The sequence below is a fragment of the Azospira sp. I13 genome (assembly GCF_003112695.1).
GTDB lineage: Bacteria > Pseudomonadota > Gammaproteobacteria > Burkholderiales > Rhodocyclaceae > Azospira.
The window spans coordinates 172180-193586 of the sequence record NZ_BFBP01000013.1 but is presented as its reverse complement, the minus strand read 5'-3'; the positions used below and the strand labels follow the sequence as shown (position 1 = coordinate 193586).

At 66.2% G+C, this 21407-nt stretch carries 25 protein-coding genes; 11 read left to right on the top strand and 14 right to left on the bottom strand.

The window, feature by feature from the left end; translation table 11 throughout:
* Positions 1-10: 10 nt before the first annotated feature.
* The 5 genes from AZSI13_RS13730 to AZSI13_RS13710 all read right to left on the bottom strand — a co-directional run bounded on the left by AZSI13_RS13730 (position 11) and on the right by AZSI13_RS13710 (position 4453).
* On the bottom strand, positions 11-316 hold the full coding sequence (locus AZSI13_RS13730) for a hypothetical protein (protein WP_109041740.1): 306 nt from the start codon (positions 314-316) through the stop codon (positions 11-13).
* Positions 316-1449, bottom strand: coding sequence for a GTP-binding protein (locus AZSI13_RS13725; RefSeq protein WP_235609778.1), 1134 nt, complete (start codon positions 1447-1449; stop codon positions 316-318). Before AZSI13_RS13725 ends, AZSI13_RS13730 begins: the two co-directional genes overlap by 1 nt.
* 15 nt (positions 1450-1464) lie before the next feature.
* Positions 1465-2460, bottom strand: coding sequence for a GTP-binding protein (locus AZSI13_RS13720; protein WP_109041739.1), 996 nt, complete (start codon positions 2458-2460; stop codon positions 1465-1467).
* An 8-nt stretch (positions 2461-2468) separates the two neighbouring features.
* Positions 2469-2906 carry a Fur family transcriptional regulator gene (locus AZSI13_RS13715; protein ID WP_109041738.1) on the bottom strand — a complete coding sequence of 146 codons (438 nt, stop codon included), beginning with the start codon at positions 2904-2906 and terminating at the stop codon, positions 2469-2471.
* 89 nt (positions 2907-2995) lie between these two features.
* Complete coding sequence (locus AZSI13_RS13710) at positions 2996-4453, bottom strand: deoxyribodipyrimidine photo-lyase (protein ID WP_109041737.1); 1458 nt, start codon at positions 4451-4453, stop codon at positions 2996-2998.
* Positions 4454-4622: 169 nt separating this feature from the next.
* Here AZSI13_RS13710 and AZSI13_RS13705 point away from each other — a divergent pair, with 169 nt between their 5' ends.
* Genes AZSI13_RS13705 through AZSI13_RS13680 form a run of 6 tightly spaced genes read left to right on the top strand, consistent with a single transcriptional unit; the run spans position 4623 to position 10081 of the window.
* Positions 4623-6263: a FapA family protein gene (locus AZSI13_RS13705; protein ID WP_165833525.1), complete on the top strand. Its 1641-nt coding sequence runs from the start codon at positions 4623-4625 to the stop codon at positions 6261-6263.
* A 45-nt stretch (positions 6264-6308) separates the two neighbouring features.
* Positions 6309-6869, top strand: coding sequence for a YqgE/AlgH family protein (locus AZSI13_RS13700; protein ID WP_109041735.1), 561 nt, complete (start codon positions 6309-6311; stop codon positions 6867-6869).
* Positions 6862-7341 (top strand): Holliday junction resolvase RuvX, encoded by a 480-nt coding sequence (ruvX, locus tag AZSI13_RS13695; RefSeq protein ID WP_109041734.1) that lies wholly within the window; start codon positions 6862-6864, stop codon positions 7339-7341. Before AZSI13_RS13700 ends, ruvX begins: the two co-directional genes overlap by 8 nt.
* The gene (gene pyrR / locus AZSI13_RS13690; protein WP_109041733.1) at positions 7334-7855 is read left to right on the top strand and encodes a bifunctional pyr operon transcriptional regulator/uracil phosphoribosyltransferase PyrR; all 522 of its coding nucleotides are present in this window, start codon (positions 7334-7336) and stop codon (positions 7853-7855) included. Before ruvX ends, pyrR begins: the two co-directional genes overlap by 8 nt.
* Positions 7856-7874: 19 nt before the next feature.
* Positions 7875-8831 (top strand): aspartate carbamoyltransferase catalytic subunit, encoded by a 957-nt coding sequence (locus AZSI13_RS13685; protein ID WP_109041789.1) that lies wholly within the window; start codon positions 7875-7877, stop codon positions 8829-8831.
* Positions 8832-8836: 5 nt separating this feature from the next.
* Positions 8837-10081, top strand: a complete 1245-nt coding sequence (locus AZSI13_RS13680; protein ID WP_109041732.1) for a dihydroorotase — start codon at positions 8837-8839, stop codon at positions 10079-10081.
* 60 nt (positions 10082-10141) lie between these two features.
* On the opposite strand, the gene cowN is transcribed toward AZSI13_RS13680, so the two are convergent.
* Complete coding sequence (cowN, locus tag AZSI13_RS13675; RefSeq protein ID WP_109041731.1) at positions 10142-10444, bottom strand: N(2)-fixation sustaining protein CowN; 303 nt, start codon at positions 10442-10444, stop codon at positions 10142-10144.
* 127 nt (positions 10445-10571) lie between these two features.
* Here cowN and AZSI13_RS13670 point away from each other — a divergent pair, with 127 nt between their 5' ends.
* Complete coding sequence (locus AZSI13_RS13670; RefSeq protein WP_109041730.1) at positions 10572-11282, top strand: LytTR family transcriptional regulator; 711 nt, start codon at positions 10572-10574, stop codon at positions 11280-11282.
* A 59-nt stretch (positions 11283-11341) separates the two neighbouring features.
* Here the strand turns inward: AZSI13_RS13670 and AZSI13_RS13665 are convergent, their stop codons facing one another.
* From AZSI13_RS13665 to AZSI13_RS13650, 4 genes are read right to left on the bottom strand one after another with little or no spacing between them, the layout of a single operon-like run.
* Positions 11342-11632, bottom strand: a complete 291-nt coding sequence (locus tag AZSI13_RS13665) for a DUF167 domain-containing protein (RefSeq protein ID WP_109041729.1) — start codon at positions 11630-11632, stop codon at positions 11342-11344.
* Entirely contained in the window at positions 11632-12204 is a 573-nt protein-coding gene (locus AZSI13_RS13660; RefSeq protein ID WP_109041728.1) for a YggT family protein, read from the bottom strand. The genes AZSI13_RS13665 and AZSI13_RS13660 overlap by 1 nt, the downstream gene beginning before the upstream one ends.
* 15 nt (positions 12205-12219) lie before the next feature.
* Positions 12220-13032, bottom strand: a complete 813-nt coding sequence (proC, locus tag AZSI13_RS13655; RefSeq protein WP_109041727.1) for a pyrroline-5-carboxylate reductase — start codon at positions 13030-13032, stop codon at positions 12220-12222.
* The gene (locus AZSI13_RS13650) at positions 13029-13739 is read right to left on the bottom strand and encodes a YggS family pyridoxal phosphate-dependent enzyme (RefSeq protein WP_109041788.1); all 711 of its coding nucleotides are present in this window, start codon (positions 13737-13739) and stop codon (positions 13029-13031) included. Before AZSI13_RS13650 ends, proC begins: the two co-directional genes overlap by 4 nt.
* A 139-nt stretch (positions 13740-13878) precedes the next feature.
* Between AZSI13_RS13650 and AZSI13_RS13645 the strand changes: the two genes are divergently transcribed.
* Positions 13879-14922, top strand: coding sequence for a type IV pilus twitching motility protein PilT (locus AZSI13_RS13645; RefSeq protein ID WP_109041726.1), 1044 nt, complete (start codon positions 13879-13881; stop codon positions 14920-14922).
* A 21-nt stretch (positions 14923-14943) separates the two neighbouring features.
* The gene (locus AZSI13_RS13640) at positions 14944-16080 is read left to right on the top strand and encodes a PilT/PilU family type 4a pilus ATPase (RefSeq protein ID WP_109041725.1); all 1137 of its coding nucleotides are present in this window, start codon (positions 14944-14946) and stop codon (positions 16078-16080) included.
* Positions 16081-16158: 78 nt separating this feature from the next.
* Here the strand turns inward: AZSI13_RS13640 and AZSI13_RS13635 are convergent, their stop codons facing one another.
* From AZSI13_RS13635 to AZSI13_RS13625, 3 genes are read right to left on the bottom strand one after another with little or no spacing between them, the layout of a single operon-like run.
* The gene (locus tag AZSI13_RS13635; protein WP_109041724.1) at positions 16159-17349 is read right to left on the bottom strand and encodes a class I SAM-dependent RNA methyltransferase; all 1191 of its coding nucleotides are present in this window, start codon (positions 17347-17349) and stop codon (positions 16159-16161) included.
* 20 nt (positions 17350-17369) lie between these two features.
* Positions 17370-17786 carry a CopD family protein gene (locus tag AZSI13_RS13630; protein ID WP_109041723.1) on the bottom strand — a complete coding sequence of 139 codons (417 nt, stop codon included), beginning with the start codon at positions 17784-17786 and terminating at the stop codon, positions 17370-17372.
* On the bottom strand, positions 17773-18690 hold the full coding sequence (locus AZSI13_RS13625) for an NAD-dependent epimerase/dehydratase family protein (RefSeq protein WP_109041722.1): 918 nt from the start codon (positions 18688-18690) through the stop codon (positions 17773-17775). The genes AZSI13_RS13630 and AZSI13_RS13625 overlap by 14 nt, the downstream gene beginning before the upstream one ends.
* A 51-nt stretch (positions 18691-18741) precedes the next feature.
* Here AZSI13_RS13625 and AZSI13_RS13620 point away from each other — a divergent pair, with 51 nt between their 5' ends.
* Positions 18742-19755, top strand: coding sequence for a CDP-6-deoxy-delta-3,4-glucoseen reductase (locus AZSI13_RS13620; RefSeq protein WP_109041721.1), 1014 nt, complete (start codon positions 18742-18744; stop codon positions 19753-19755).
* 15 nt (positions 19756-19770) lie between these two features.
* Complete coding sequence (locus tag AZSI13_RS13615; protein WP_109041720.1) at positions 19771-20943, top strand: EAL and HDOD domain-containing protein; 1173 nt, start codon at positions 19771-19773, stop codon at positions 20941-20943.
* 106 nt (positions 20944-21049) lie between these two features.
* Here the strand turns inward: AZSI13_RS13615 and AZSI13_RS13610 are convergent.
* Positions 21050-21407, bottom strand: a 358-nt coding sequence (locus AZSI13_RS13610; protein WP_201262393.1) for a hypothetical protein, incomplete at its 5' end; no start/stop codon positions are given.

Here is a 21407-nt window from a genome sequence, read left to right as displayed (position 1 = left end):
CAGGGGGCGTTCAAACGCGAGGCGGGGCGCCCTGGCGCGGCAGGGGTGTAGGAGAATAGCGCTGGACGGGCGTTCCAGCGATGGCAAGAATGAAGTCTGCCGCCACCACGGCCAGGGGCGGGAGCGTGGCAGGCAGGGGCGCGCCCTGGCCCGCCAGATGCAGGCAGACCAGGCAGGATTCAGCCGCCGGCCCGGCCTCGTCGCCGGTCTGCAGGTGGCCGGCCAGATGCAGCAGCCAGACCGCCGCCAGCAACAGGGGCAGCAGGGCCAGCCAGCGGGCCAGCGGGGAGCGCGCGACAAGGGAGCGGCGGCGCATCAGCCCCGGCCCTCCGCGGGGGTTTCAGTGGCGGGCACAGCAGAAGCGGCACTACCGGCAGCGGCACGCTGGTCGCCCTCCCCATCCGCATCCCGCACGCCGCCACAGAACATGGTGAAAGCCTTCTCCACATGGTCCTTGGCGAAGTTGCGCACGATGAAAACCAGGCGGGTGCTGCGATCGTTGAAGGGTGCCGCCTCGGGCCAGGCGTCCAGCACCTGGGTCGGGTAGCGGGTGTGCTGCACGCAATGCACCACCCGGGGCTGGGCCTCCCCAGCCACATGGACCAGGCCCTTGACCCGCAGGATGCGGTCACCGCAGGTGGACAGCAGCACGTCCAGGGCTTCGAGAAACTCGCCCCAGTGGAGGGGCTCGGTGAAGCGCAGGGTGAAGGCGTGCACCAAGGCATCGTGCCGGTTGGGATCGTGGTCGTGACCAGTGTGACTTGCCCGGGTCGCCTTCACCGCCTCCTCCGCCAGCCAGCGGGCCACTTCCGGGGCCTTGGCTCCTGGGTTGAAGGCGCCGCTGTCGAGGAACCAGGCGGCATCCACCTGGCCTTGCACCACCCGATGGCGCGGCGCCCCCGGGTTGAGGCGTTGCAGGCGGCGCTCCAGGCGCGGCAGGGCCTCGGGATCGCTGAGCAGATCGGTTTTGGTGAGCAGCAGGCGGTCAGCCATGGTGACCTGCTTCACCGCCTCGAAGTGGCGGGAGAGCTGACCCTCGGCATGGGTGGCATCCACCGCCGTGATGACGCCATCGGTGCGATAGCGCTCGGCGATGAAGAAGTCTTCCATCAGGGTATGCATCACCGGGGCCGGGTCGGCCAGGCCGGTGGTCTCGATCAGTACCCGTTTCAGGGCCTTGATCTCCCGCCGCTGGGTGCGCAGGGCCAAGTCTTTCAGGGCCCGCACCAGGTCACCGCGCACGGAGCAGCAGAGGCAGCCGGAATCGAGCAGCACCAGGTTCTCATCCACCTTTTCCACCAGCTGGTGGTCCAGCCCCGTTTCGCCGAACTCGTTGATGAGCACGGCGGTATCCGCCATCTCCGGCTGGCGCAGGAGGTGGTTGAGCAGGGTGGTCTTGCCGGCGCCGAGAAAGCCGGTGAGGACGGTGACGGGAACGCGGCGGTCCATGGTCCTAAGGCGTGCTTACCAGGGCTTGGAGATGCACTGGCGCAGGCCCTTCTCGAAAATTTCCCGGGGCAGATTGCGGCCGATGAAGACGATGCGGGATTCCCGTGCCTCGTTGTCAGCCCAGGGGCGGCCCACGTTGGTGGCCACCAGCTGATGCACCCCCTGCAGGATGATCTGGCGGGATTGGCCGGCCACTGCCAACAGGCCCTTGTAGCGCAGCATGTCCTCGCCGTACACCTGCACCAGGGCACCGAAGAATTCGTCCAGGCGGCCGGCGTCGAACTCGCCGTGGGTGGTGAAGGCAAAGCTGCTGATGGCGTTGTTGTGGTGATGGTGGTGGCCGGTAGCGAGGAAGTCCGGCTCCCGCTCCAGCACGGCCTCCAGGGAGAAACTGTTGACGTCCAGCAGGGCCGCCAGGTCCACGCCCTCACCCTGGTGCGCCTCGTAGATGGCGGCGCGGCCGTTGATGTCCATGAGGCGGGCCAGCAGGGCGGCCTTCTCGGCCTCGCTGACCAGATCGGTCTTGGTCAGCAGCAGGCGGTCGGCAAAGCCCACCTGCTCCTGGGCGATCTCGTGCTGATCCAGCTGCGCCATGGCGTGCTTGGCATCCACCAGGGTGAGTATGGCGTCCAGGCGGTAGGCCTGGGCCACCTCTGGCTCCACCAGGAAGGTCTGGGCCACCGGGCCCGGATCGGCCAGGCCGGTGGTCTCGATCAGCACCCGGTCGAAATGCAGGGTGCCGTTGGCGCGCTTTTCCACCAGCTCACCGAGGATGCGGGTGAGGTCGCCACGCACGGTGCAGCAGATGCAGCCGTTGTTCATTTCCACGATCTGCTCTTCGCTTTCCACCAGCAGGTCGTTATCCACCCCCACTTCGCCGAATTCGTTTTCGATGACGGCGATACGCTGGCCGTGGGCTTCCTTGAGGATGCGGTTGAGCAGGGTGGTCTTGCCACTGCCGAGGAAACCGGTGAGCAGGGTGACGGGGATACGGGGATCGGTGTTGAGCATGACAGCTTTCAAGCAGGCGTGGCCGCACAGGCGGGGCACTGGCCGTGCAGATCCACCTCCATGCGGCCCAGGCGGAAACCGGCGGGCAAGTTGGGCGCCACGGGGGGCGGCACATCCAGGCAGAAGATGCGGCCGCAACCTTCGCAGCGAAAATGGGCGTGGGCCTGGTGTTCGGCGGCGGGGCCGGTGGCGGAATAGCGGTAGACCCGGGCCGCGTCGGTGGCTTTGACCGCCAGCCCGGCGGAAACCAGCCAGTCCAGGGCCCGGTAAAGGGTGACCCGATCACCGGCCAGGGGGCCGAGAGCCTTTTCCACCTCCAGGTGGGTCAGAGGCCCCGCGGCGCCCCGCAGCAGGGCCAGCACCTGCACCCGGGCTGGCGTCACCCGGGCGCCGGCAGCGCGGATGGCGGCAGAAGCCAGCAGGGCGGGATCGGTAGCAGTAGGCATGGCGACAGTTGGGGCAGAAGAAGCCGGGGAGCGAGGAACAGGGAGGCGGATTACAACACAACCCGATTGCAACTGCAATTGTGTTGCAGTTAATCCAATGCAGCGTCCTTGCCGCCATCGCCCCCCTTACCCTTCACCACCTCAAAGCGGCCCAGGGTACGGCGTCGCGCCTGGTCGTGATCCACGACCGGTGCCGGGTAGTCCCGGCCAATAACCACGCGCGCTGCCTGCTGCTCCAGGGGCGCCATGCGCCAGGGGGCATGGATGAACTTGTCCGGCACCTTGGCCAGTTCCGGCACATAGCGGCGGATGAAGCGGCCCTGGGGGTCGAATTTCTCCGACTGGGTAATGGGGTTGAAGATGCGGAACCAGGGCTGGGCGTCGCAGCCGGTGGAGGCGGCCCACTGCCAGCCGCCGTTGTTGGCGGAGAGGTCGAAATCCAGCAACAGGTCGGCAAAGTGCGCTTCCCCGGCACGCCAGTCGATGCCCAGATCCTTGGTCAGAAAGGAGGCCACCACCATGCGCAGCCGGTTGTGCATCCACCCGGTGTTACGCAACTGGCGCATGGCCGCATCCACCAGGGGGTAACCGGTGCGGCCCTCCCGCCAGGCATCCAGCAGGGCGGGGGCGTCATCCCATTGCACCCGGTCGAAGTCGGGCTTGAAGCTGCCGGCCGGCAGCTGGGGGAAGTGATCCAGCACCATGAAATAGAAATCCCGCCAGATCAGCTCCGAGAGCCAGGTATTGGCGCCTGCATTGCCTTCCCGCCAGGCGGCAGCGGCCAGCTGGCGGATGGAAAGGCAGCCGAAGCGCAGATAGACGGAAAGGTAGGAAACACCCTTCACCGCCGGAAAATCCCGCTGCTCCCCGTAGCGGGCCATCCGTTCCTGGAAATCCTGCCAGCGGGTCGCTGCCCCGGCCATGCCGGGCACCATGCCGATGGCGGCCAGATCGGTGGGCTGAAAGCCGATCTCCGCCAGGGTCGGCACCCCGCCGCCCCCCGGCGGCGGCGCCAGGTGTTGGATGTAGGCATCGACGGGATAGGGGCGCACGTAGAAATCCGTCAGCCGCGCCAGCCAGGCGTTCTTGTAGGGGGTGAAGACGGTATAGGGGGTGCCGCCTTTGGTCAGCACCTCGGCCCCGTCAAAGATGGCCTGGTCCTTGAACAGCCGCAGCTCCCGGCCATCCCCGGCCAGATCGGCGGCCACGGCGGCATCCCGGGCCTTGGCACCGGGCTCGTAATCCCGGTTGGCAAAGACGGCTTGTACCCCCAGCTCCCGCACCAGAGCAGGAATCTCCCGGGCCGCCGGGCCGTGGCGGACGATGAGGCCGCCACCCTTGGCCGCCAAGGCGGCATGCAGTTCCACCAGGGATTCGCGGATGAACTCCACCCGCCGGTCGGCCCGGTCGGGCAGGGCGTCGAGGATGTCCGTATCGAAGACGAAGGCGCACCACACCCGACGGGCTGACTTGAGGGCGTAATAGAGGGCGGCATGATCGTAATCCCGCAGATCACGGCGGAACCAGACAAGGGCAGTTTCGAGCATAATGGGCGGTGCTTTTTTTCAGGTGCGACCAGGTATGGGGCCAAGACCCCGATCGGTCGCCGGCCGGAGCAGTCATGGAAATGTGGCATCAGACCACCGCGATATTAACGGCTCCGGTCGACGGCGAGGAGTGCGGCAGACACTCCCGCCCAAAGGGAGGTTCGGGATAGTGGACGTACAAGGACTCAGCTTCACCTTCGACCAGGACAGTCGTTCCCTGGTGGCAAGCTACGCACCGGAAAGCGGCGCGGTGCCGCCCACGGTGGATGTGGACTGGCTGGAAACCCATCTGGCGGAACTGGGCTACGGTGAACTGCGCCGCAATGCCGCTGCCCTCGGCGTGCTGGCCGACAATCTCAAGGCCGCCCGGCCGGTGGCTGCCCTGGCGGTGGCCGAAGCGGTGGACGCGGTGGCGGAAGTCTCCGTGGCACCAGACAAGATGGCCGCCTTCCTCACCGTTGCGCCGCCCCAGGGCGGCAAACCCATTGACGATGCTGCCATTCGCCGCGCCCTCGCCCAACAGGGCGTGGTGGCGGGTATTCGCGACAATGCCATCGCTGGAGCCGTCGCCCTCGGCCAGGCCAGCAACCTGCTCGTGGCGGAAGGCGCCTTGCCGGTGCACGGCGAAGACGGCCGCATCGAGACCCTGGTGCCGGAAAGCAGCAACCGGGTGCCCCAGCTCAACGAAAAGGGGCTGATGGACTACCGCAACCTGGGCGAAATTCTCACCGTCCAGGCGGGTGAAGCGGTGATGCGGCGCATCCCCGCCACCCCGGGCACAGCGGGGGAAACGGTCAACGGCGCAGTCATTCCCGCCATCGCCGGCAAGGAGGCCATGTTCTCCCCCAACCTCACTGGCGTTGCGCCAGCACCCGATGACCCCAACACCCTGGCGGCAGCCATCACCGGCCAGCCGGTGCGCACCCGGGACGGCATCATCGTCGAACCCACCTACGCGGTGGAGGAAGTGACCATCAACACCGGCAACATCGCCTTCGACGGTGCCGTGACGGTGAAGGGGGACGTGCAGGCCGGCATGACCATCAAGGCCAGCGGCGACATCGAGATCGGCGGCACGGTGGAGGCGGCGGTACTCATCGCCGGCGGCAACATCGTCATCAAGGGCGGCGCCATCGGCGCCCGGGGGCGCAAGGACGCCCACGGCAACGAAATCCCCTCCTACATCCAGTGCGGCGGCAGCTTCACCGCCACCTACGTGCAACAGGCCACGGTGGAGGCTGGCGACAGCATCTTCATCGACGACGTGGCCATGCAGAGCACCCTCACCGCCATCAACCAGATCGTCGTCGGCCACAAGCAGCGGGGCCACATCATCGGCGGCAAATGCCAGGCCACCCTGCTGGTGAAAGCCAAGGTCATCGGGTCCGCCGCCCACATCGCCACCCACATCGAAGTGGGCCTCAATCCCAAGCTACGGGCCCAGCAGCACCGCCACGAACAGCACCGGCAGCAGATCGAGGAGCAGATGGCCCAGGTGGCCAAGCTGCTCGACCTGGCCGTACGCCTGCCGGACCGGGTACCGCCGGAAACCCTCAAGCGAGGCCGCATCACCAGTGAATCCCTGCGCCGCACCCTGCTGCGCCTGGAGGAAGAAGGCACCCTGCTGCGGGAACAACTACGCCTGGCCGAAAGCGCCAAGGTGGTGGCCGAGCAGGCAGTCTTCGAAGGCCTGGAGGTACGCTGCGGCAACCTGCATTACGCCACCCGGGGTGACCTGGGTTACGGCCTGCTCATCCGTATCGGCGAAGGCGTCCTGGAGGCCGAGCCCCTGGCCCGGGGCAAAAGCTGACGCCCGGCGCCCATGGCCCGGCCGGTTCCGGGGTAAAATCGCGCCATGGACAGCGTCAATCTCACCGACCACTTCCTCATCGCCATGCCGGCGATGGACGACCCGTACTTCTCCAAGGCCCTGGTCTACGTCTGCGAACACAATGAACAGGGCGCCTTGGGCATCGTCGTCAACAAGCCCCTGGACATGCCCCTGGCGGAACTCTTCGAGAAGGTGGACATCCCCCTGCAAACGCCGACCCTGGGCGACCTGCCGGTTTACTTCGGCGGCCCGGTGCAGACCGACCGGGGCTTTGTCCTGCATCGGCCGGTAGGCCAGTGGCAGTCCAGCCTGCCGGTGAACGCCGATGTCGGCCTGACCAGCTCCCGGGATATTCTCGAAGCCATGGGTCACAGCGGCGAACCCCACGATGTGCTGGTGACCCTGGGCTACGCCGGCTGGGGCGCCGGCCAGCTGGAAAACGAGCTGGCCCAGAACGGCTGGCTGACGGTGCGGGCCGACCCCAGCATCGTTTTCTCCCTGCCGCCGGAAGAGCGCCTGGCTGCCGCCATGCTCGCCCTGGGCATCGACTTCGCCCACCTGGCCGAGGATGCCGGGCATGCCTGAGGCGGCCGTCGGCACTCCTTCCGCTCCGATCGGCACGGTCCTGGCCTTCGATTTCGGCGAAAAGCGCATCGGCGTTGCCGTCGGCGAAGCCCTGCTCCGCCAATCCCACCCCCTGACGGTGATCCACGCCCAGGCCAACGCTGAGCGCTTCGCCGCCATCGCCGCCCTGATTGCCGAGTGGCAACCGGCCCTGCTGCTGGTGGGCTTGCCCCTGAGCCTGGACGGCAACCCCCACGGCATGACCGCCCGCTGCACCCGCTTCGCCAACCAGCTGAAGGGCCGTTTCGGCCTGCCGGTGGCCTTCGCCGATGAACGCCTGACCTCCCTGGATGCGCAGGAGCGCCTGCGGGAAACCGGCCACAATGCCAAATCCGCCAAAGCCCACCTGGATGCCGTGGCGGCCCAGCTGATCCTGCAATCCTATTTCGACACCCCTCCCGAGCCTCGCCCGGAATCTTCTACCCATGCCTGATTTGACATTCGATACGCTGCCCGACGCCGAGCAGCAGCTGGCCACCCTGGCCGAGCAACTGCGCCCCCATCTGACGCCCGATACCGCCCTGGTGGGCATCTACTCGGGCGGCGCCTGGGTGGCCGAACGACTCAAGGACATCCTCGGCATCAGCGAGGCTGTCGGCCAGATCGACGTTTCCTTCTACCGCGACGACTTCGCTGAGAAGGGGCTGCATCCCCAGGTGCGCCCCTCCAACATTCCCTTTGAAGTGGAAGGCCGGCCCCTGATCCTGGTGGATGACGTGCTGTACACCGGCCGCACCACCCGGGCCGCCATCAACGAGCTGTTCGACTATGGCCGCCCGGCCCGGGTCGAGCTGGCGGTGCTGGCCGACCGCGGCGAGCGGGAGCTGCCCATCGAGCCCGGCTACTGCGTCTGGGAAGTGGACCTGGGCGAAGGTGAAGAATTGATCCTGGGCCGGGAGGAGTCCGGCCGCCTGTTCTGGAAAATGGGGAGAAACGACCGTGGCTGAGCTTTCCGTGAATGCCCACATGAACCCGCAGCTCGGCGCCAACGGCAAGCTGCAGCACCTGCTGTCCACCGAAGGGCTTCCCCTGGAGGTGATCACCCACATCCTGGACACGGCCCAGAGCTTTCTCGAGGTTTCCGACCGGGATGTGAAGAAGGTGCCCCTGCTGCGCGGCAAGAGCGTCTTCAACCTCTTCTTCGAGAACTCCACCCGTACCCGCACCACCTTCGAGATCGCCGCCAAGCGGTTGTCGGCAGACGTCATCAACCTGGACGTCTCCCGCTCCTCCACCGCCAAGGGCGAAACCCTGCTGGACACCATCGACAACCTCTGCGCCATGCACGCTGACATGTTCGTGGTGCGCCATGCCACCTCCGGCGCTCCCTTCCTCATCGCCGAGCATCTGCAGCGCATCGGCCGGGACGACATCCGGGTGGTAAACGCCGGTGACGGCCGCCATGCCCACCCCACCCAGGGGCTGTTGGACATGTACACCATCCGTCACTACAAGAAGGATTTCTCCCAGCTGACCGTGGCCATCGTCGGCGACATCCTCCATTCCCGAGTGGCCCGCTCCGATCTGCACGCCCTGAAGACCCTGGGTTGCGGCGAAATTCGCGCCATTGCGCCGAAGACCCTGCTGCCCGGCTACCTGGAAAACCTGGGGGTGAAGGTCTTCCACGACATGAACGAAGGCCTCAAGGATTGCGACGTGGTGATCATGCTGCGCCTGCAGAACGAGCGCATGAACGGCGCCCTGTTGCCTTCCGTCGGCGAGTACTTCAAGCGCTACGGCCTGACGCCGGAAAAGCTGGCCCTGGCCAAGCCAGACGCCATCGTCATGCACCCGGGCCCGATGAACCGGGGCGTGGAAATCGACTCTTCCGTGGCCGATGGCCCCCAGGCCGTCATTCTCAACCAGGTCACCTTCGGCATTGCCGTGCGCATGGCGGTGATGGGCATCCTCGCGGGGAACTGAACACCATGAACATCTGCATCAAGAACGGCCGCCTCGTCGACCCCAAGAATGGCATCGACGCCCAGTTGGATCTCTTCATCGCCGACGGGCGCATCGCCGCCGTCGGCCAGGCCCCGGCGGGCTTTACCGCCGACAAGACCATCGAGGCCGACGGTGCCGTCGTCTGCCCCGGCCTGATCGACCTGTCTGTGCGCCTGCCGAGCCTGGAAAGCGAACTGGCTGCCGCCATCGCCGGTGGCGTCACCACGGTGGTCTGCCCCCCCGACACCAAGCCGGTACTCGACGAGCCGGGCCTGGTGGAGCGCCTCATCCAGCGCGCCGAAGCCCTGGGCCTGGCCCGGGTGCTGCCCCTGGGCGCCCTCACCCGCAACCTGGAAGGCCAAAGCCTCGCCAGCATGGCCGGCCTCGCCAGCGCAGGCTGCGTCGCCTTCTCCCAGGCCGACCGGCCGGTCACCGACCTGCAATCCCTCTACCGGGCCATGCAGTACGCCGCCACCTATGATTTCACCGTCTGGCTGCGGCCCCAGGATTACCAGCTGGCCCGGGACGGCGTCGCCCATGACGGCGAAGTGGCCGCCCGCCTGGGCCTGGCCGGCATTCCCGTAGCGGCCGAAACCGTCGCCATCGCCACCCTGGTGGAGCTGGCCAAGGCTACCGGCGTGCGCCTGCACCTGATGCGAATCTCTTCTGCCGCGGGTGTCGCCATGGTGCGGGATGCCCAGGCCAAGGGCGCCAGGGTAACCTGCGACGTGGCGGTGCACCACCTGCACCTGTCGGAAGAGGATATCGGCTACTTCAATGCCCTGGCCCGCTTCGACCCGCCCCTGCGGGCCGTCAGCGACCGTGCCGCCCTGCGCTTCGGCCTGGCCGAGGGCACGGTGGGCGCTGTCTGCTCCGACCACACGCCGACGGCGGAAGACGGCAAGCTGCTGCCCTTTGGCGAAGCCGATGCCGGCAACCCGGGCCTGACCTTGCTGCTGCCCCTGGTATTGGCCTGGGCGGAAGAAGCAGGGCTCTCCCTCAATACCGCCCTGGCCCGGGTCACCAGCAACGCCGCCGCCATCATTGGCCGGGATGACCTGGGTCACCTGGCACCGGGTGCCGTCGCCGATGTCTGCGTCTTCGACCCCGCCGCCAGCTGGACCATCACCCCGGAAGCCTTCAGCAGCGTGGGCCGCAACAGCCCCCTGGCCGGGCGCACCATGAAGGGCCGCGTCCTGGCTGTGGTGGCCGGCGGCCGGCCACTCTAGGCCTTACACAGCAGGCGGGCGCGGCAGATGCCCGTCCCGCCTGCCCTCCCCATCAGCTGTCTAGCAACACTCCAGTTCGGCCTTCTGCAACAGGGCCAATCCCTCCCCATCGTCAAACTTCTCGAACAGCTCCTCGATGTAGTAGGTGTTGGAGCAGACCAGATACAGCAGGTCTTCCGTCGGCTCGCCGCTGTAGTAGCCGGGCGGGATCTTGGCGACAAAATACTCCCAGTACTTGTTGGTGCGCTCCGGCCCCTCATAGTGGTGCAGCACCCGGGCCACCACCGCACAGGCGTTGTGCCAGCAGTCGATGCCTTCGAAGGAAACGTAACGGTCCGCGGTGGCGGCTGATTGTTCGGACATGGCCCATCCTCCAATGATTGATGGCCCATTCTGGCGGTGCCGGTGAACGGCGGACAAGGGCCGCTGCATCAACGGCAGGTTTCTTGCATGAACGACACCATTCCTGCACGAACGACAGAAACCCGACATGGAAAGCCCGGAATACCTGCTGCAGAAAATGGACCCCGGCGTGGTCATGCTGGACCGGGAGGGGCGCATCCGCCAGCTCAATCCCGCTGCCCGCCGATTGTTGCAACGCGACCACCCGACCCTAGAGGGGCGCAGCGTGGTGGAGCTGCACCCGGAGCCGAGCCGGCGCAAGATCGCCTGGCTGCTCCAGGAAGCAGCCAGCGGTGACGTGCCGGTGCCCGTCACCATGACCATCAACACGCCGGAACGGCCCCTGCTGCTCAGCATCAGCCGCCTGGAGGATGCCGGCGGCCCGGGCATGGCCGGCTTCTGCCTGCTGCTCTACGACTATCGGGGCCTGCATGCCCTGCCGCCGGTGCCAGTCGAAACGGAGCGGCGCCTGGCCAAGCTGCCAGTGCTGCTGCAAGGCGGCACCGCCCTGCTGGACCCGGCGGAAGTGGTGCACCTACAGGCCGAGGGACATTACGCCCGGCTATTCACCGCCCGTGAATCCTTTCTCTGCCCTCTCAGCCTGGCCCAACTGGAGCGGCGCCTGGAGCCGCAGCAATTCCTCCGCATCCATCGCCGCCACTTCATTGCCATAGCCCACGCGGCGCGCCTGGAGCGCCAGGATGGCCGCCCCTGGGTGGTGATGGCCACTTTCCCGGCCACCCGCCTACCCATTGGCCGCAGCCGGGCACCGGCCGTGGCCGCCCGGCTCGGCGGCTAGGATGGCGAAAAAAAACGAAGGAGGATAAGGGAGGAAGGGGAGGAGGCCGGCGGTAGTACTCAGGCATCCGGCAGCAGGCGCTGCACGGCATCCGCCGGGGCGTCCTGCACTTCCACCACCTTGCGCCGGGAGGTCTGGCCACTCTTCAGGCTGACCGCAGCCTTGCTGACCTCAAGGAGGCCGGCGACGAAGGCCAGCAGGGCGGCATTGGCCTTGCCATCCACCGGCGGCGCTGCCAGGCGGATTTTCAGGGCATCGCCGTGGAGGCCGCAGACTTCCGTCTTTTTGGCGCCGGGCTGGATGTGCAGGGTCAGCAGCAGGCGGCCATCACCGCCGCGCTGGTGAAACATCAGAAGAGCAACGGCATGAGGGCGGCCTTGGCATAGGTCAGGAGCATCATCAGCACCTGAGCCAGAACGATGGCCACCAGCGGGGAAAGATCCACATGGGCGATGGGCGGCACGATGCGCCGCAAGGGCCGCAGCAGCGGCTCCACCAGGGCCCGGATGGGGCCGGCCATGGGGGCGTGGGGATTGACCCAGGAGAGCACGGCCTGGGCCAGCAAGAGGGCGATGACGGCCATCACGGCCATATGCAAAAGCTCGAAAAAGCCCATGACCAGGGCGACCGGCAGCAGGGCGCCTACCCCCAGGGCAGCGCCGCCCTTGAGGCTGAGCAGCACCAGCTTGACCAGCACCTGCATCAGCCAGGCCGGCACCAGGCTGGCCATGTCCAGGCCGCCCACGGCAGGCAGCACCTTGCGCAGGGGCAGGACGGCCCAGTTGGTCGCCTGCAGGACGAACTGCCCCAGGGGATTGAGGAAGGAGATGCGCCGCCATTGCAGGGCGAAGCGCAGCAGCAGCAGGTAGCCGAAGAAACTGGCCACCACGTCGAGCAGGAAATTGAAGATGTCGAGGATCATGGTCCGGCCTGGCCGTCAGTCGGCGCCGAGCTGCTGGCCGAGTTCCACGCCCCGGGCCTCGGCGGCCTTGACGCCGGCGACGATGCCTTCCTTGACGCCCTGTTCGGCCATGACGGCCAGGGCGGCGGCGGTGGTGCCGCCCTTGGAGGTCACCCGCTCCCGCAGCACACTGGCCGGATCGGGGGACTGGGCCGCCAGCCGGGCGGCGCCAAGCACGGTTTCAATGGCCAGGCGGCGGGCCTGCTCATCGTCGAAACCCAGGTCCTTGCCGGCCTGCTGCAAGGCCTCGATGAAGAGGAAGACATAGGCGGGGCCGCTGCCGGAAACGGCGGTCACCGCATCCATCTGGGATTCGTCGGCGAACCAGACGGCGCTGCCCACGGCTTCCAGCACGCGCTGGGCAGCGGCCCGGCCGGCTTCGTCCACTTCGGGCAGGGCATACAGGCCGGTGACACCGGCGCCGATCAGGGCCGGGGTGTTGGGCATGGTGCGCACCAGGCGGCGGTGGCCGCCCAGCCAGCGGGAGAGGGAAGCGAGGTTGAGGCCGGCGGCAATGCTCACCACCAGCTGCTGCTGCAACTGGCCGGCAAGGGGCGCCACCGCCTCCTTCATGCTCTGGGGCTTGACCGCCAGGACAATGACGTCGCAGGCCCAGGCCGCGGCATCCGGGCCGGCATAGGTGCGCACGCCGTAGGCGGCCTCCAGCTTGCTGCGGTTGTCGGCGTTGAGTTCCACCACGGCGATGTCGGCGGCGGCGAAGCCCTTGGCCACCAGGCCGCCGATGAGGGCGTTGGCCATGTTGCCGCCGCCGAGAAAGGTGATTTTCATGCTGGTTCCTTTGCGTAATCGCGGGCACCGAAAATGGCGGTGCCCACACGAACGATGGTGGCGCCTTCGGCAACCGCCGCTTCAATATCGTGGGACATGCCCATGGAGAGGGTATCCAGGGCCAGGCCGGCCGCCTGGAGTTGCTCCAGCAGCTGGCGCAGCTGGCGGAACGGCTCCCGCTGGGCCGTCACATCCTCCGCTGGCGCAGGAATGGCCATCAGGCCCCGCAGGGTCAGCCGCGGCAGGGCGGCCACGGCCCGGCACAATTCGGCCACCTCGGCCGGGGCACAGCCGCTCTTGCTGTCTTCGCCGGAAATATTGACCTGGACGCAGACCTGCAGGGGCGGCAGCTCCGCCGGCCGCTGCTCGGACAGGCGCTGGGCGATTTTCAGCCGATCCACGCTATGTACCCAGTGGAAGCGCTCGGCCACGGGCCGGGTCTTGTTGCTCTGCAGGGGCCCGATGAAATGCCATTCCAGGTCTGCCAGGCCCTGGGCGGCCAGGGCATCCACCTTGTCGCAGCCTTCCTGCACGTAATTCTCACCGAAGGCCCGCTGGCCGGCAGCGGCCGCTTCGGCCACGCACCCGGCAGGCCAGGTCTTGGAGACGGCCAGCAGGGCCACCGCGGCCGGGGCTCGTCCGGCGGTGCGGGCAGCCGCGTCGATACGGGCTTTCACAGCTTGCAGGTTGGCAAATATTGGCGTCATAATCGGGCGCTGCTGATGGGTGCTGCTGATGAACATTTCCGGCGCAAAAGTATAGCACTGCCGGCCATCCCGGCCGGCCCGGCGCGAGGCTTTGCCCACCCCCTCTTTTCCGAAATTCCCCGAACTCCAAGGACCGTTGATGGATATCACCGAACTGCTTGCCTTCGGCGTCAAGAACAAGGCCTCCGACCTGCACCTTTCCTCCGGCCTGCCCCCCATGATCCGGGTTCACGGCGACGTGCGCCGCATCAACCTGCCCCCCATGGAGCACAAGGACGTGCACGCCATGGTGTACGACATCATGAACGACGGGCAGCGCAAAGCCTACGAAGAAAACCTGGAGTGCGACTTCTCCTTCGAAGTGCCCAACCTGGCGCGCTTCCGGGTTAACGCCTTCGTTCAGCATCGTGGCGCCGGCGCCGTATTCCGGACCATTCCCTCCAAGGTGCTGACCCTGGAAGACCTGAATGCACCGAAAATCTTCAAGGAGATTTCGGAGACGCCCCGGGGCATCGTGCTGGTCACCGGCCCCACCGGCTCGGGTAAATCCACCACCCTAGCGGCCATGGTGAACCACATCAACGAAAACGACTTCGGCCACATCCTCACCGTCGAAGACCCCATCGAATTCGTGCATGAGTCGAAGAAGTGTCTGATCAACCAGCGGGAAGTGGGCCCCCACACCCTGTCCTTCAACAACGCCCTGCGTTCCGCCCTGCGGGAAGACCCGGACGTGATCCTGGTGGGCGAAATGCGCGACCTGGAAACCATCCGCCTGGCCATGACGGCGGCGGAAACGGGCCACCTGGTGTTCGGCACCCTGCACACCTCCTCCGCTGCCAAGACGGTGGACCGGATCATCGACGTGTTCCCGGCCGCGGAAAAGGAAATGATCCGGGCCATGCTCTCCGAATCCCTGCGGGCGGTCATCTCCCAGACCCTGCTGAAGACCAAGGACGGCAACGGCCGCGTCGCTGCCCACGAGATCATGATCGGCACCCCGGCCATCCGTAACCTGATCCGCGAAGCCAAGATCGCCCAGATGTACTCTGCCATCCAGACCGGCCAGCAATTCGGCATGCAGACCCTGGACCAGAACCTGCAAGACCTGGTGCGGCGCAATCTCATCTCCCCGGCCGAAGCCCGTACCAAGGCAGTCAACAAGGACATGTTCGGCGGTTAAGCGCCGCCAGACAGAAGAATCATGGAACGCGATCAGTCACTGAAATTCATGCAGGACCTGCTGCGCCTGATGGTGCAGAAAAAGGGCTCCGACCTATTCATTACCGCCGGTTTCCCGCCCGCCATCAAGGTGGATGGCAAGATGACCCCGGTGTCCAACCAGACCCTCACCGCCCAGCATACGGCGGAGCTGGCCCGGGCCATCATGAACGACCGCCAGGCAGCGGAATTCGAATCCAGCAAGGAGTGCAACTTCGCCATCTCCCCTGCCGGCATCGGTCGTTTCCGCGCCAACGCCTTCGTGCAGCAAGGCCGTATCGGCGTCATCTGCCGCACCATCAACACCACCATTCCCAAGTTCGAGGACCTGGGCCTGCCGCCGGTGCTCAAGGATGTGGGCATGACCAAGCGGGGCCTGGTGCTGTTCGTGGGCGGCACGGGCTCGGGGAAATCCACCTCCCTGGCAGCCATGATCGGCTACCGCAACGAGAACTCCTATGGCCACATCATCACCATCGAAGACCCGGTGGAATACGTGCATGAGCACAAGAACTGCGTGGTCACCCAGCGGGAAGTGGGGGTGGATACGGAGTCCTGGGAAGCGGCCCTGAAGAACACCCTGCGCCAGGCGCCGGACGTCATCCTGATCGGTGAAATCCGTGACAAGGAAACGATGGAGCACGCCATCGCCTTTGCCGAAACCGGCCACCTGGCCATGGGTACCCTGCACGCCAACTCCACCAACCAGGCCCTGGACCGGATCATCAACTTCTTCCCGGAAGAACGGCGCCAGCAGCTGCTGATGGACCTTTCCCTGAACCTGCGCGGCATCGTTTCCCAGCGCCTGATCCCCCTGAAGGACGGCAAGGGACGGGCAGCGGCCATCGAGATCATGCTCAACTCGCCCCTCATCTCCGACCTGATCTTCAAGGGCGAAGTGGCCGAGATCAAGGAGATCATGAAGAAGTCCCGGGAACTGGGTATGCAGACCTTCGACCAGTCCCTCTTCGACCTCTACGAAGCCGGCAAGATCAGCTACGAAGACGCCCTGCGCAACGCCGACTCGGTGAACGACCTGCGCCTGCAGATCAAGCTGCACGGCAAGGAATCGAAGGACCGTGACCTGGCCTCCGGCATCGGCCACCTGGATATCGTCTAAGCCTGACGGAATCCAACCAAAGAAAAACGGCGGGGAGTGATCGCACTCCTCGCCGTTTTTCTTTGTACCGCCCCGTGCCTATTTCTCCGAGGCTTCTTCAGCCGCTCCGTCACCCTCACCCGGCTTCTTCCGCCGGTTGAAACCGGCCACCATCTTGATTTCGAAAAGGCGGCACTCCAGGGCACCGTTGAAGAGGGGCGTTTTCTTGCTCGGCTTGAGGCCGATGCCCTTCTGCATGGCCGGGTCGGCGGTGAGGAAATAACAGGTCCAGCCGGCGTACTTCTGTTTCAGGGCGGCGCCCAGCTTGGGGTAGAAGAGCAGCAGGTCATCCAGCTCTTCCAGGCGTTCGCCATAGGGCGGATTGCAGACCATCAGGCCCGGCGTTGCCGGGGGGGCTGCTTCCAGGATGTCGCCCTGGGCCAGGTCCACCGCCGGCAACAGGCCGGCCCGGTCCAGGTTGGCCAGGGCCGCCCGGTAGGCGCTGGGGGAGGCATCCCGGCCGAACAGGGTGGGGGCACCGCTGGGCTTGCGCTCGGCCTGCTGGGCTGCGCTCTTCATGCGCTGCCACTGCTGGGCATCAAAACCCTTGAGCTTCTCGAAGGCAAAGCTGCGGCGGGCGCCAGGGGCAATGTTATAGACCTGCTGGGCCGCTTCGAGGAGGAAGGTGCCGCTGCCGCACATGGGGTCCAGCAGCACGGTGCCGGGCTGCCAACCGGCCAGGCGCAGAATGCCGGCGGCCAGGTTTTCCTTCAGCGGCGCATCCACCGTCTTCTGGCGATAGCCCCGCTGGTAAAGGGGCGCACCGGTGGTATCCAGATACAAGGTGCAATCTTCGGCGGTGAGGAAGGCGTGGATGCGTACATCCGGCTCCCGGGTATCGACGCTGGGGCGTTCGTCGCAGTGATCGCGGAAGACATCGCAGACCGCGTCCTTGATGCGCAGGGTGATGAATTCCAGGCTCTTCAGGGGCGACTTGATGGCGGTAACGTACACCCGGATGGTGCGGGCCACGTCGAAGTGGCGGGGCCAGTCGATACGCCGGGCCTGCTTGTAGATATCTTCTTCCTTCTGATACTTGCCGAAGGAGAGCTGCATCATCAGCCGGGTGGCGATACGGGAGTTGAGATTGGTGCGGTAGATGGTTTCCCAGCCGCCCTTGCAGGCCACGCCGCTGGCGACGATGCGGATGTCGCTGGCGCCGGCAGCGGCCAGGTCTTCCGCCAGCAGGGCTTCCAGACCCCGGGGACAGGTTGCGAACAGTTTGAACATGGAAGCGGCTTTCAGAAGATTCAGAAGGGTTTGAGGACGACCAGGAAGACCACGACGAAGAGGATCAGTACCGGCAATTCGTTGAACCAGCGGAACCAGACGTGGCTACGCCGGTTGTCCCCTGCCAGGAACTGCCGGTAGAGGCGGCCGCAATACAGGTGGTAGCCGATCAGGACCAGCACCAGGGTCAGCTTGGCATGCAGCCAGCCGCCACCGAAACCATAGCCCAGCCACAGCCAGGTACCGCAGGCCAGGGCCAGTACGGCCAGGGGCGCCATGAAACGGTACAGCTTGCGCGCCATCAACAGCAGGCGCTCCCGCTCCGCCGTGCTGCCCTCGGGCACCATGGCCAGATTGACGAAGATACGCGGCAGGTAGAAAAGGCCAGCGAACCAGCTGGCCACGAAAATGATATGCAGGGCTTTAAGCGTCAGCATGGAGTTGCTCCTGAAGGGCCGCGGCGATGCCATCATCCACCCGGGGGTAGCGCAGGCGATAGCGCAGTTCGGTCTTGATGCGCCGGTTGAGCAGGCGCCGGGATTCGCTCATGAAGGACAGCTGCACCGGCGACAGCACCCGGCCAGCCTCCTCCCGGGAGAGCCGGGGCGGACGGGGCAGGGCGAAGGCATCCGCCACCTGGTCAAAATACTCGCCCATTTTCAGGCAGGAATCGTCGCTGGCGTTATAGCAGCGGTTCGACCGCCCCCGCAGCAGAGACGCGGCACAGAGGCCGGCCAGGTCGTCGGCGTGGATATGGTTGGTCTGCACGTCATCCTCCGCCACCAGGGCCGGGGTGCCGGCCTGCAAGCGGGCCAGGGGCAGGCGGTCGCTGGCGTAGATGCCCGGCGCCCGCAGGATGCTCACCCGCACCCCGCTGCGCCGCGCCCAGTCGCGCAGGTACTGTTCGGCATCTGCCCGCCGCTGGCCGCGGGGGCTAAGCGGGCGCCGCCGAGCGGTTTCATCGATCAGCGCCCCCCCTTGATCGCCATACACGCCTGTCGTACTGATGTAGGTCAGGGCACTCGGGAGTCGTGGTAGACTTTTCCGTGAATTTTTACCGCTCGCCCTGCCCAAAGCGGCCACCAAGTGCCGCGTGCGGGAATCCCGCAGGCCTCGGTCGGGCGGCGGCGCCAGATGCAGGATGTGCTGCGCCAGGCCGGCCAGACGCCCCAGGGTTTCCGGCCGGTCCAGGTCGCCGATCAACGGCACCGCACCGGCCTGCCGCCAGCGGACGCACTGATCCACATCCCGCAGCAGGGCGAAAACGCGATAGCGCCGGAGAAGTTGCGGCAGGGCGCGCCAGGCCACATCGCCACAACCGACAATCAATAATCTTTGCACCGCGGCATTTTAGCCGTTTCGGTGCCTTATAGAGGTTGAAAAAGGGGAACCATGAGCTTTTCCGTCACCATCGAACCCGGCAAGCACCAGTTTGCCGCCGAAACCGACGAAACCATCCTGGAAGCCGCCCTGCGCCAGGGCCTGACCATGCCCTACGGCTGTCGTGACGGTGCCTGCGGGGCCTGCAAGGGCAAGGTGCTGTGCGGCGAGGTGGATCACGGCAAGTCCCAGCCCCACGCCCTCACCGACGCCGACAAGGCCGCCGGCCTGACCCTCTTCTGCTGCGCCAAGGCGCAAAGCGACCTGACCCTGGAATGCCGGGAAGTGCGCTCCGCCAGCGACATCCCGGTGAAGACCCTGCCCTCCCGCGTCGAAAAGATGGAAAAGGCGGCGCCGGACGTGATGGTGCTGCACCTGCGCCTGCCCGCCACCGAGCGCTTCCAGTTCCTCACCGGCCAGTACGTGGACATCCTGCTCAAGGACGGCAAGCGGCGCAGCTTCTCCCTGGCCAACGCGCCCCACGACGACGCCTTCCTGCAGCTGCACGTGCGCCTGGTACCCGGCGGTCTGTTCACCGAACACGTCTTCAACGGCATGAAGGAGCGGGACATCCTGCGCCTCAACGGCCCCCACGGCAGCTTCTTCCTGCGCGAAGACTCCGACAAGCCCATGATCCTGCTGGCCGGCGGCACCGGCTTCGCCCCCATCAAGGCCATCGTCGAACACGCCCTGTATACCCAGAGCAAGCGCCCCATGGTCATCTACTGGGGCAACCGCTACAAGGCCGGCCTCTACATGGACGAACTGCCCACCCGCTGGACCGCCGAACACAGCCACATCCGCTATGTGCCGGTGCTTTCCGAACCAGCGGCCGAAGACGGCTGGACAGGCCGTACCGGCCTGGTGCACGAAGCGGTGATGCAGGATTTCCCCGACCTCTCCGGCCACCAGGTTTACGTCTGTGGCGCCCCTGTCATGGTGGAAGCGGCCAAGCGCGACTTCACCGGCCGCTGCGGCCTGCCGGAAGCCGAGTTCTTCGCCGACTCCTTCACCTTCTCTTCCTGAACCCCTGGAGGCACCATGCCCGCCGAGGTCTTCTTCACCCGCCAGCCCCTGGTCAACCGCCAGAGCAAGATCATCGCCACCCGGTTGCGCCTGGCCTTCCCCGAAGGCGTCGACCCCATGCCGGCCGCCGCCGAGGGTCTGGGCACCCTGGTCGACGTCTGGCCCCAGGGAGAAAAATCCGTCTTCATCAGCAGCGGCGCGCCCCTTTCCCCGGAACTGCTGAACTGGGACGTACCAGCCAACGCCACCCTGGAAGTCCATCCCTTCGCCCTCACCACCGGCGACGGCATCCTGCTGACGGAACTGAAGAACCGCAATCCGTCCCTCTGTCTGGACTTCGGCGACGATGCTTCCCAGGCCCTCTCCAGCGGCCTACATTTCCGCTTCATCGGCTTCGATGTGGATGCCTACACCCCGGCCCAGATGAAGGCCCTGGTGGCCAAGACCCAGCCCTTCGGCATTCCCGTCGCTTTCAACGCCGACAGTCCCCAGGAATTCCAGGCCTGCATGGATGCGGGCGTCTCCGCCGCCTCCGGCTGGTTCTTCAAGAATATGACGGCGCCCGCCGGCAAGGCCCTCAACCCGAGCCATGCCCACATCGTGCGGGTGCTCAACCTGGTGCGCAACAACGAGGACACCGGCAAGATCGAGGCTGCCCTGAAGCAGGACGTGGCCCTTTCCTACAAGCTGCTGCGCTACATCAACTCAGTGGGCTTCGGTCTCTCTTGCGAGATCCAGTCCTTCAAGCATGCCGTCACCATCCTCGGCTACGACAAGCTCAACAAGTGGCTTTCCCTGCTGCTGGTGACCGCCTCCAAAGACCCCATGGCGCCGGCCCTGATGCACACCGCCTTGACCCGGGCCCGGCTGATGGAAACCCTGGGCCACGGCCTGGTGGACAAGTCCGAATACGACAACCTCTTCATCACCGGCGCCTTCTCCCTCCTCGACCACATGCTGGGCGTGCCCATGGAACAGGTGCTGGATGCCATGCACCTGCCCGAACCCATCACCGATGCCCTGCTCGGCCGAGGCGGCATGTATGCGCCCTTCCACGCTATCGCCCTGGCCTGCGAAGCGACGGACGGCACCGCCCTGATCGAACAGGCCGGCATGCTCGGGCTCTCCGCCGACCAGGTGAACAAGGCCCAGCTGGAAGCCCTGGCTTTCGCCGAAAAGATGGAATAAGCCCGAAGGTCATCCCCCAATAGCAGAAGGGCGCCGGATACGAATATCCGGCGCCCTTCCTATTTTGGAGCGCCCCATCCCTAGGACGCCCCGGCTGATGGACTGCTTACTTCTTGGCAGCGTCCGCCGCCGGCTTCACTTCAGCCTTGGGCGCTTCCACCTTCTTGGCTTCCTCCTTCTTCACTTCGGGCTTGGCTTCGGCCTTGGCCTCGCTCTTCATCTCGGCCTTTTCAGTCTTCACTTCGGCTTTCTCGGCCTTCTTTTCGGCCTTTTCAGCCTTGTGATGGGTGTGCTTTTCAGCGTGCTTGGCTTCGCCCTTCACGTCGGCCTTGGGGGCGTCCACCGTCGCCTTGGTCGCGGCGGCGGCAGGCACAGCAGCGGGAGCGGCAGGTGCGGCGGCCGGGGCAGCAGCGGGAGCCTGGGCGAAGGCGGTACCGAAAGCGGCAAACAGGGCAACGGCGAGA

Bases quoted from the DNA above. Each gene is read 5' to 3' on its own strand.
- AZSI13_RS13715 (WP_109041738.1), bottom strand. From the start codon at position 2,906: ATGCCTACTGCTACCGATCCCGCCCTGCTGGCTTCTGCCGCCATCCGC.
- ruvX (WP_109041734.1), top strand. From the start codon at position 6,862: ATGCCTGAGGCGGCCGTCGGCACTCCTTCCGCTCCGATCGGCACGGTC.
- AZSI13_RS13660 (WP_109041728.1), bottom strand. From the start codon at position 12,204: ATGATCCTCGACATCTTCAATTTCCTGCTCGACGTGGTGGCCAGTTTC.
- AZSI13_RS13730 (WP_109041740.1), bottom strand. From the start codon at position 316: ATGCGCCGCCGCTCCCTTGTCGCGCGCTCCCCGCTGGCCCGCTGGCTG.
- AZSI13_RS13615 (WP_109041720.1), top strand. From the start codon at position 19,771: ATGCCCGCCGAGGTCTTCTTCACCCGCCAGCCCCTGGTCAACCGCCAG.
- pyrR (WP_109041733.1), top strand. From the start codon at position 7,334: ATGCCTGATTTGACATTCGATACGCTGCCCGACGCCGAGCAGCAGCTG.
- AZSI13_RS13650 (WP_109041788.1), bottom strand. From the start codon at position 13,739: ATGACGCCAATATTTGCCAACCTGCAAGCTGTGAAAGCCCGTATCGAC.
- AZSI13_RS13640 (WP_109041725.1), top strand. From the start codon at position 14,944: ATGGAACGCGATCAGTCACTGAAATTCATGCAGGACCTGCTGCGCCTG.
- AZSI13_RS13670 (WP_109041730.1), top strand. From the start codon at position 10,572: ATGGAAAGCCCGGAATACCTGCTGCAGAAAATGGACCCCGGCGTGGTC.
- AZSI13_RS13720 (WP_109041739.1), bottom strand. From the start codon at position 2,460: ATGCTCAACACCGATCCCCGTATCCCCGTCACCCTGCTCACCGGTTTC.
- AZSI13_RS13725 (WP_235609778.1), bottom strand. From the start codon at position 1,449: ATGGACCGCCGCGTTCCCGTCACCGTCCTCACCGGCTTTCTCGGCGCC.
- AZSI13_RS13700 (WP_109041735.1), top strand. From the start codon at position 6,309: ATGGACAGCGTCAATCTCACCGACCACTTCCTCATCGCCATGCCGGCG.
- cowN (WP_109041731.1), bottom strand. From the start codon at position 10,444: ATGTCCGAACAATCAGCCGCCACCGCGGACCGTTACGTTTCCTTCGAA.
- proC (WP_109041727.1), bottom strand. From the start codon at position 13,032: ATGAAAATCACCTTTCTCGGCGGCGGCAACATGGCCAACGCCCTCATC.
- AZSI13_RS13710 (WP_109041737.1), bottom strand. From the start codon at position 4,453: ATGCTCGAAACTGCCCTTGTCTGGTTCCGCCGTGATCTGCGGGATTAC.
- AZSI13_RS13665 (WP_109041729.1), bottom strand. From the start codon at position 11,632: ATGTTTCACCAGCGCGGCGGTGATGGCCGCCTGCTGCTGACCCTGCAC.
- AZSI13_RS13685 (WP_109041789.1), top strand. From the start codon at position 7,875: ATGAACCCGCAGCTCGGCGCCAACGGCAAGCTGCAGCACCTGCTGTCC.
- AZSI13_RS13635 (WP_109041724.1), bottom strand. From the start codon at position 17,349: ATGTTCAAACTGTTCGCAACCTGTCCCCGGGGTCTGGAAGCCCTGCTG.
- AZSI13_RS13620 (WP_109041721.1), top strand. From the start codon at position 18,742: ATGAGCTTTTCCGTCACCATCGAACCCGGCAAGCACCAGTTTGCCGCC.
- AZSI13_RS13645 (WP_109041726.1), top strand. From the start codon at position 13,879: ATGGATATCACCGAACTGCTTGCCTTCGGCGTCAAGAACAAGGCCTCC.
- AZSI13_RS13680 (WP_109041732.1), top strand. From the start codon at position 8,837: ATGAACATCTGCATCAAGAACGGCCGCCTCGTCGACCCCAAGAATGGC.
- AZSI13_RS13630 (WP_109041723.1), bottom strand. From the start codon at position 17,786: ATGCTGACGCTTAAAGCCCTGCATATCATTTTCGTGGCCAGCTGGTTC.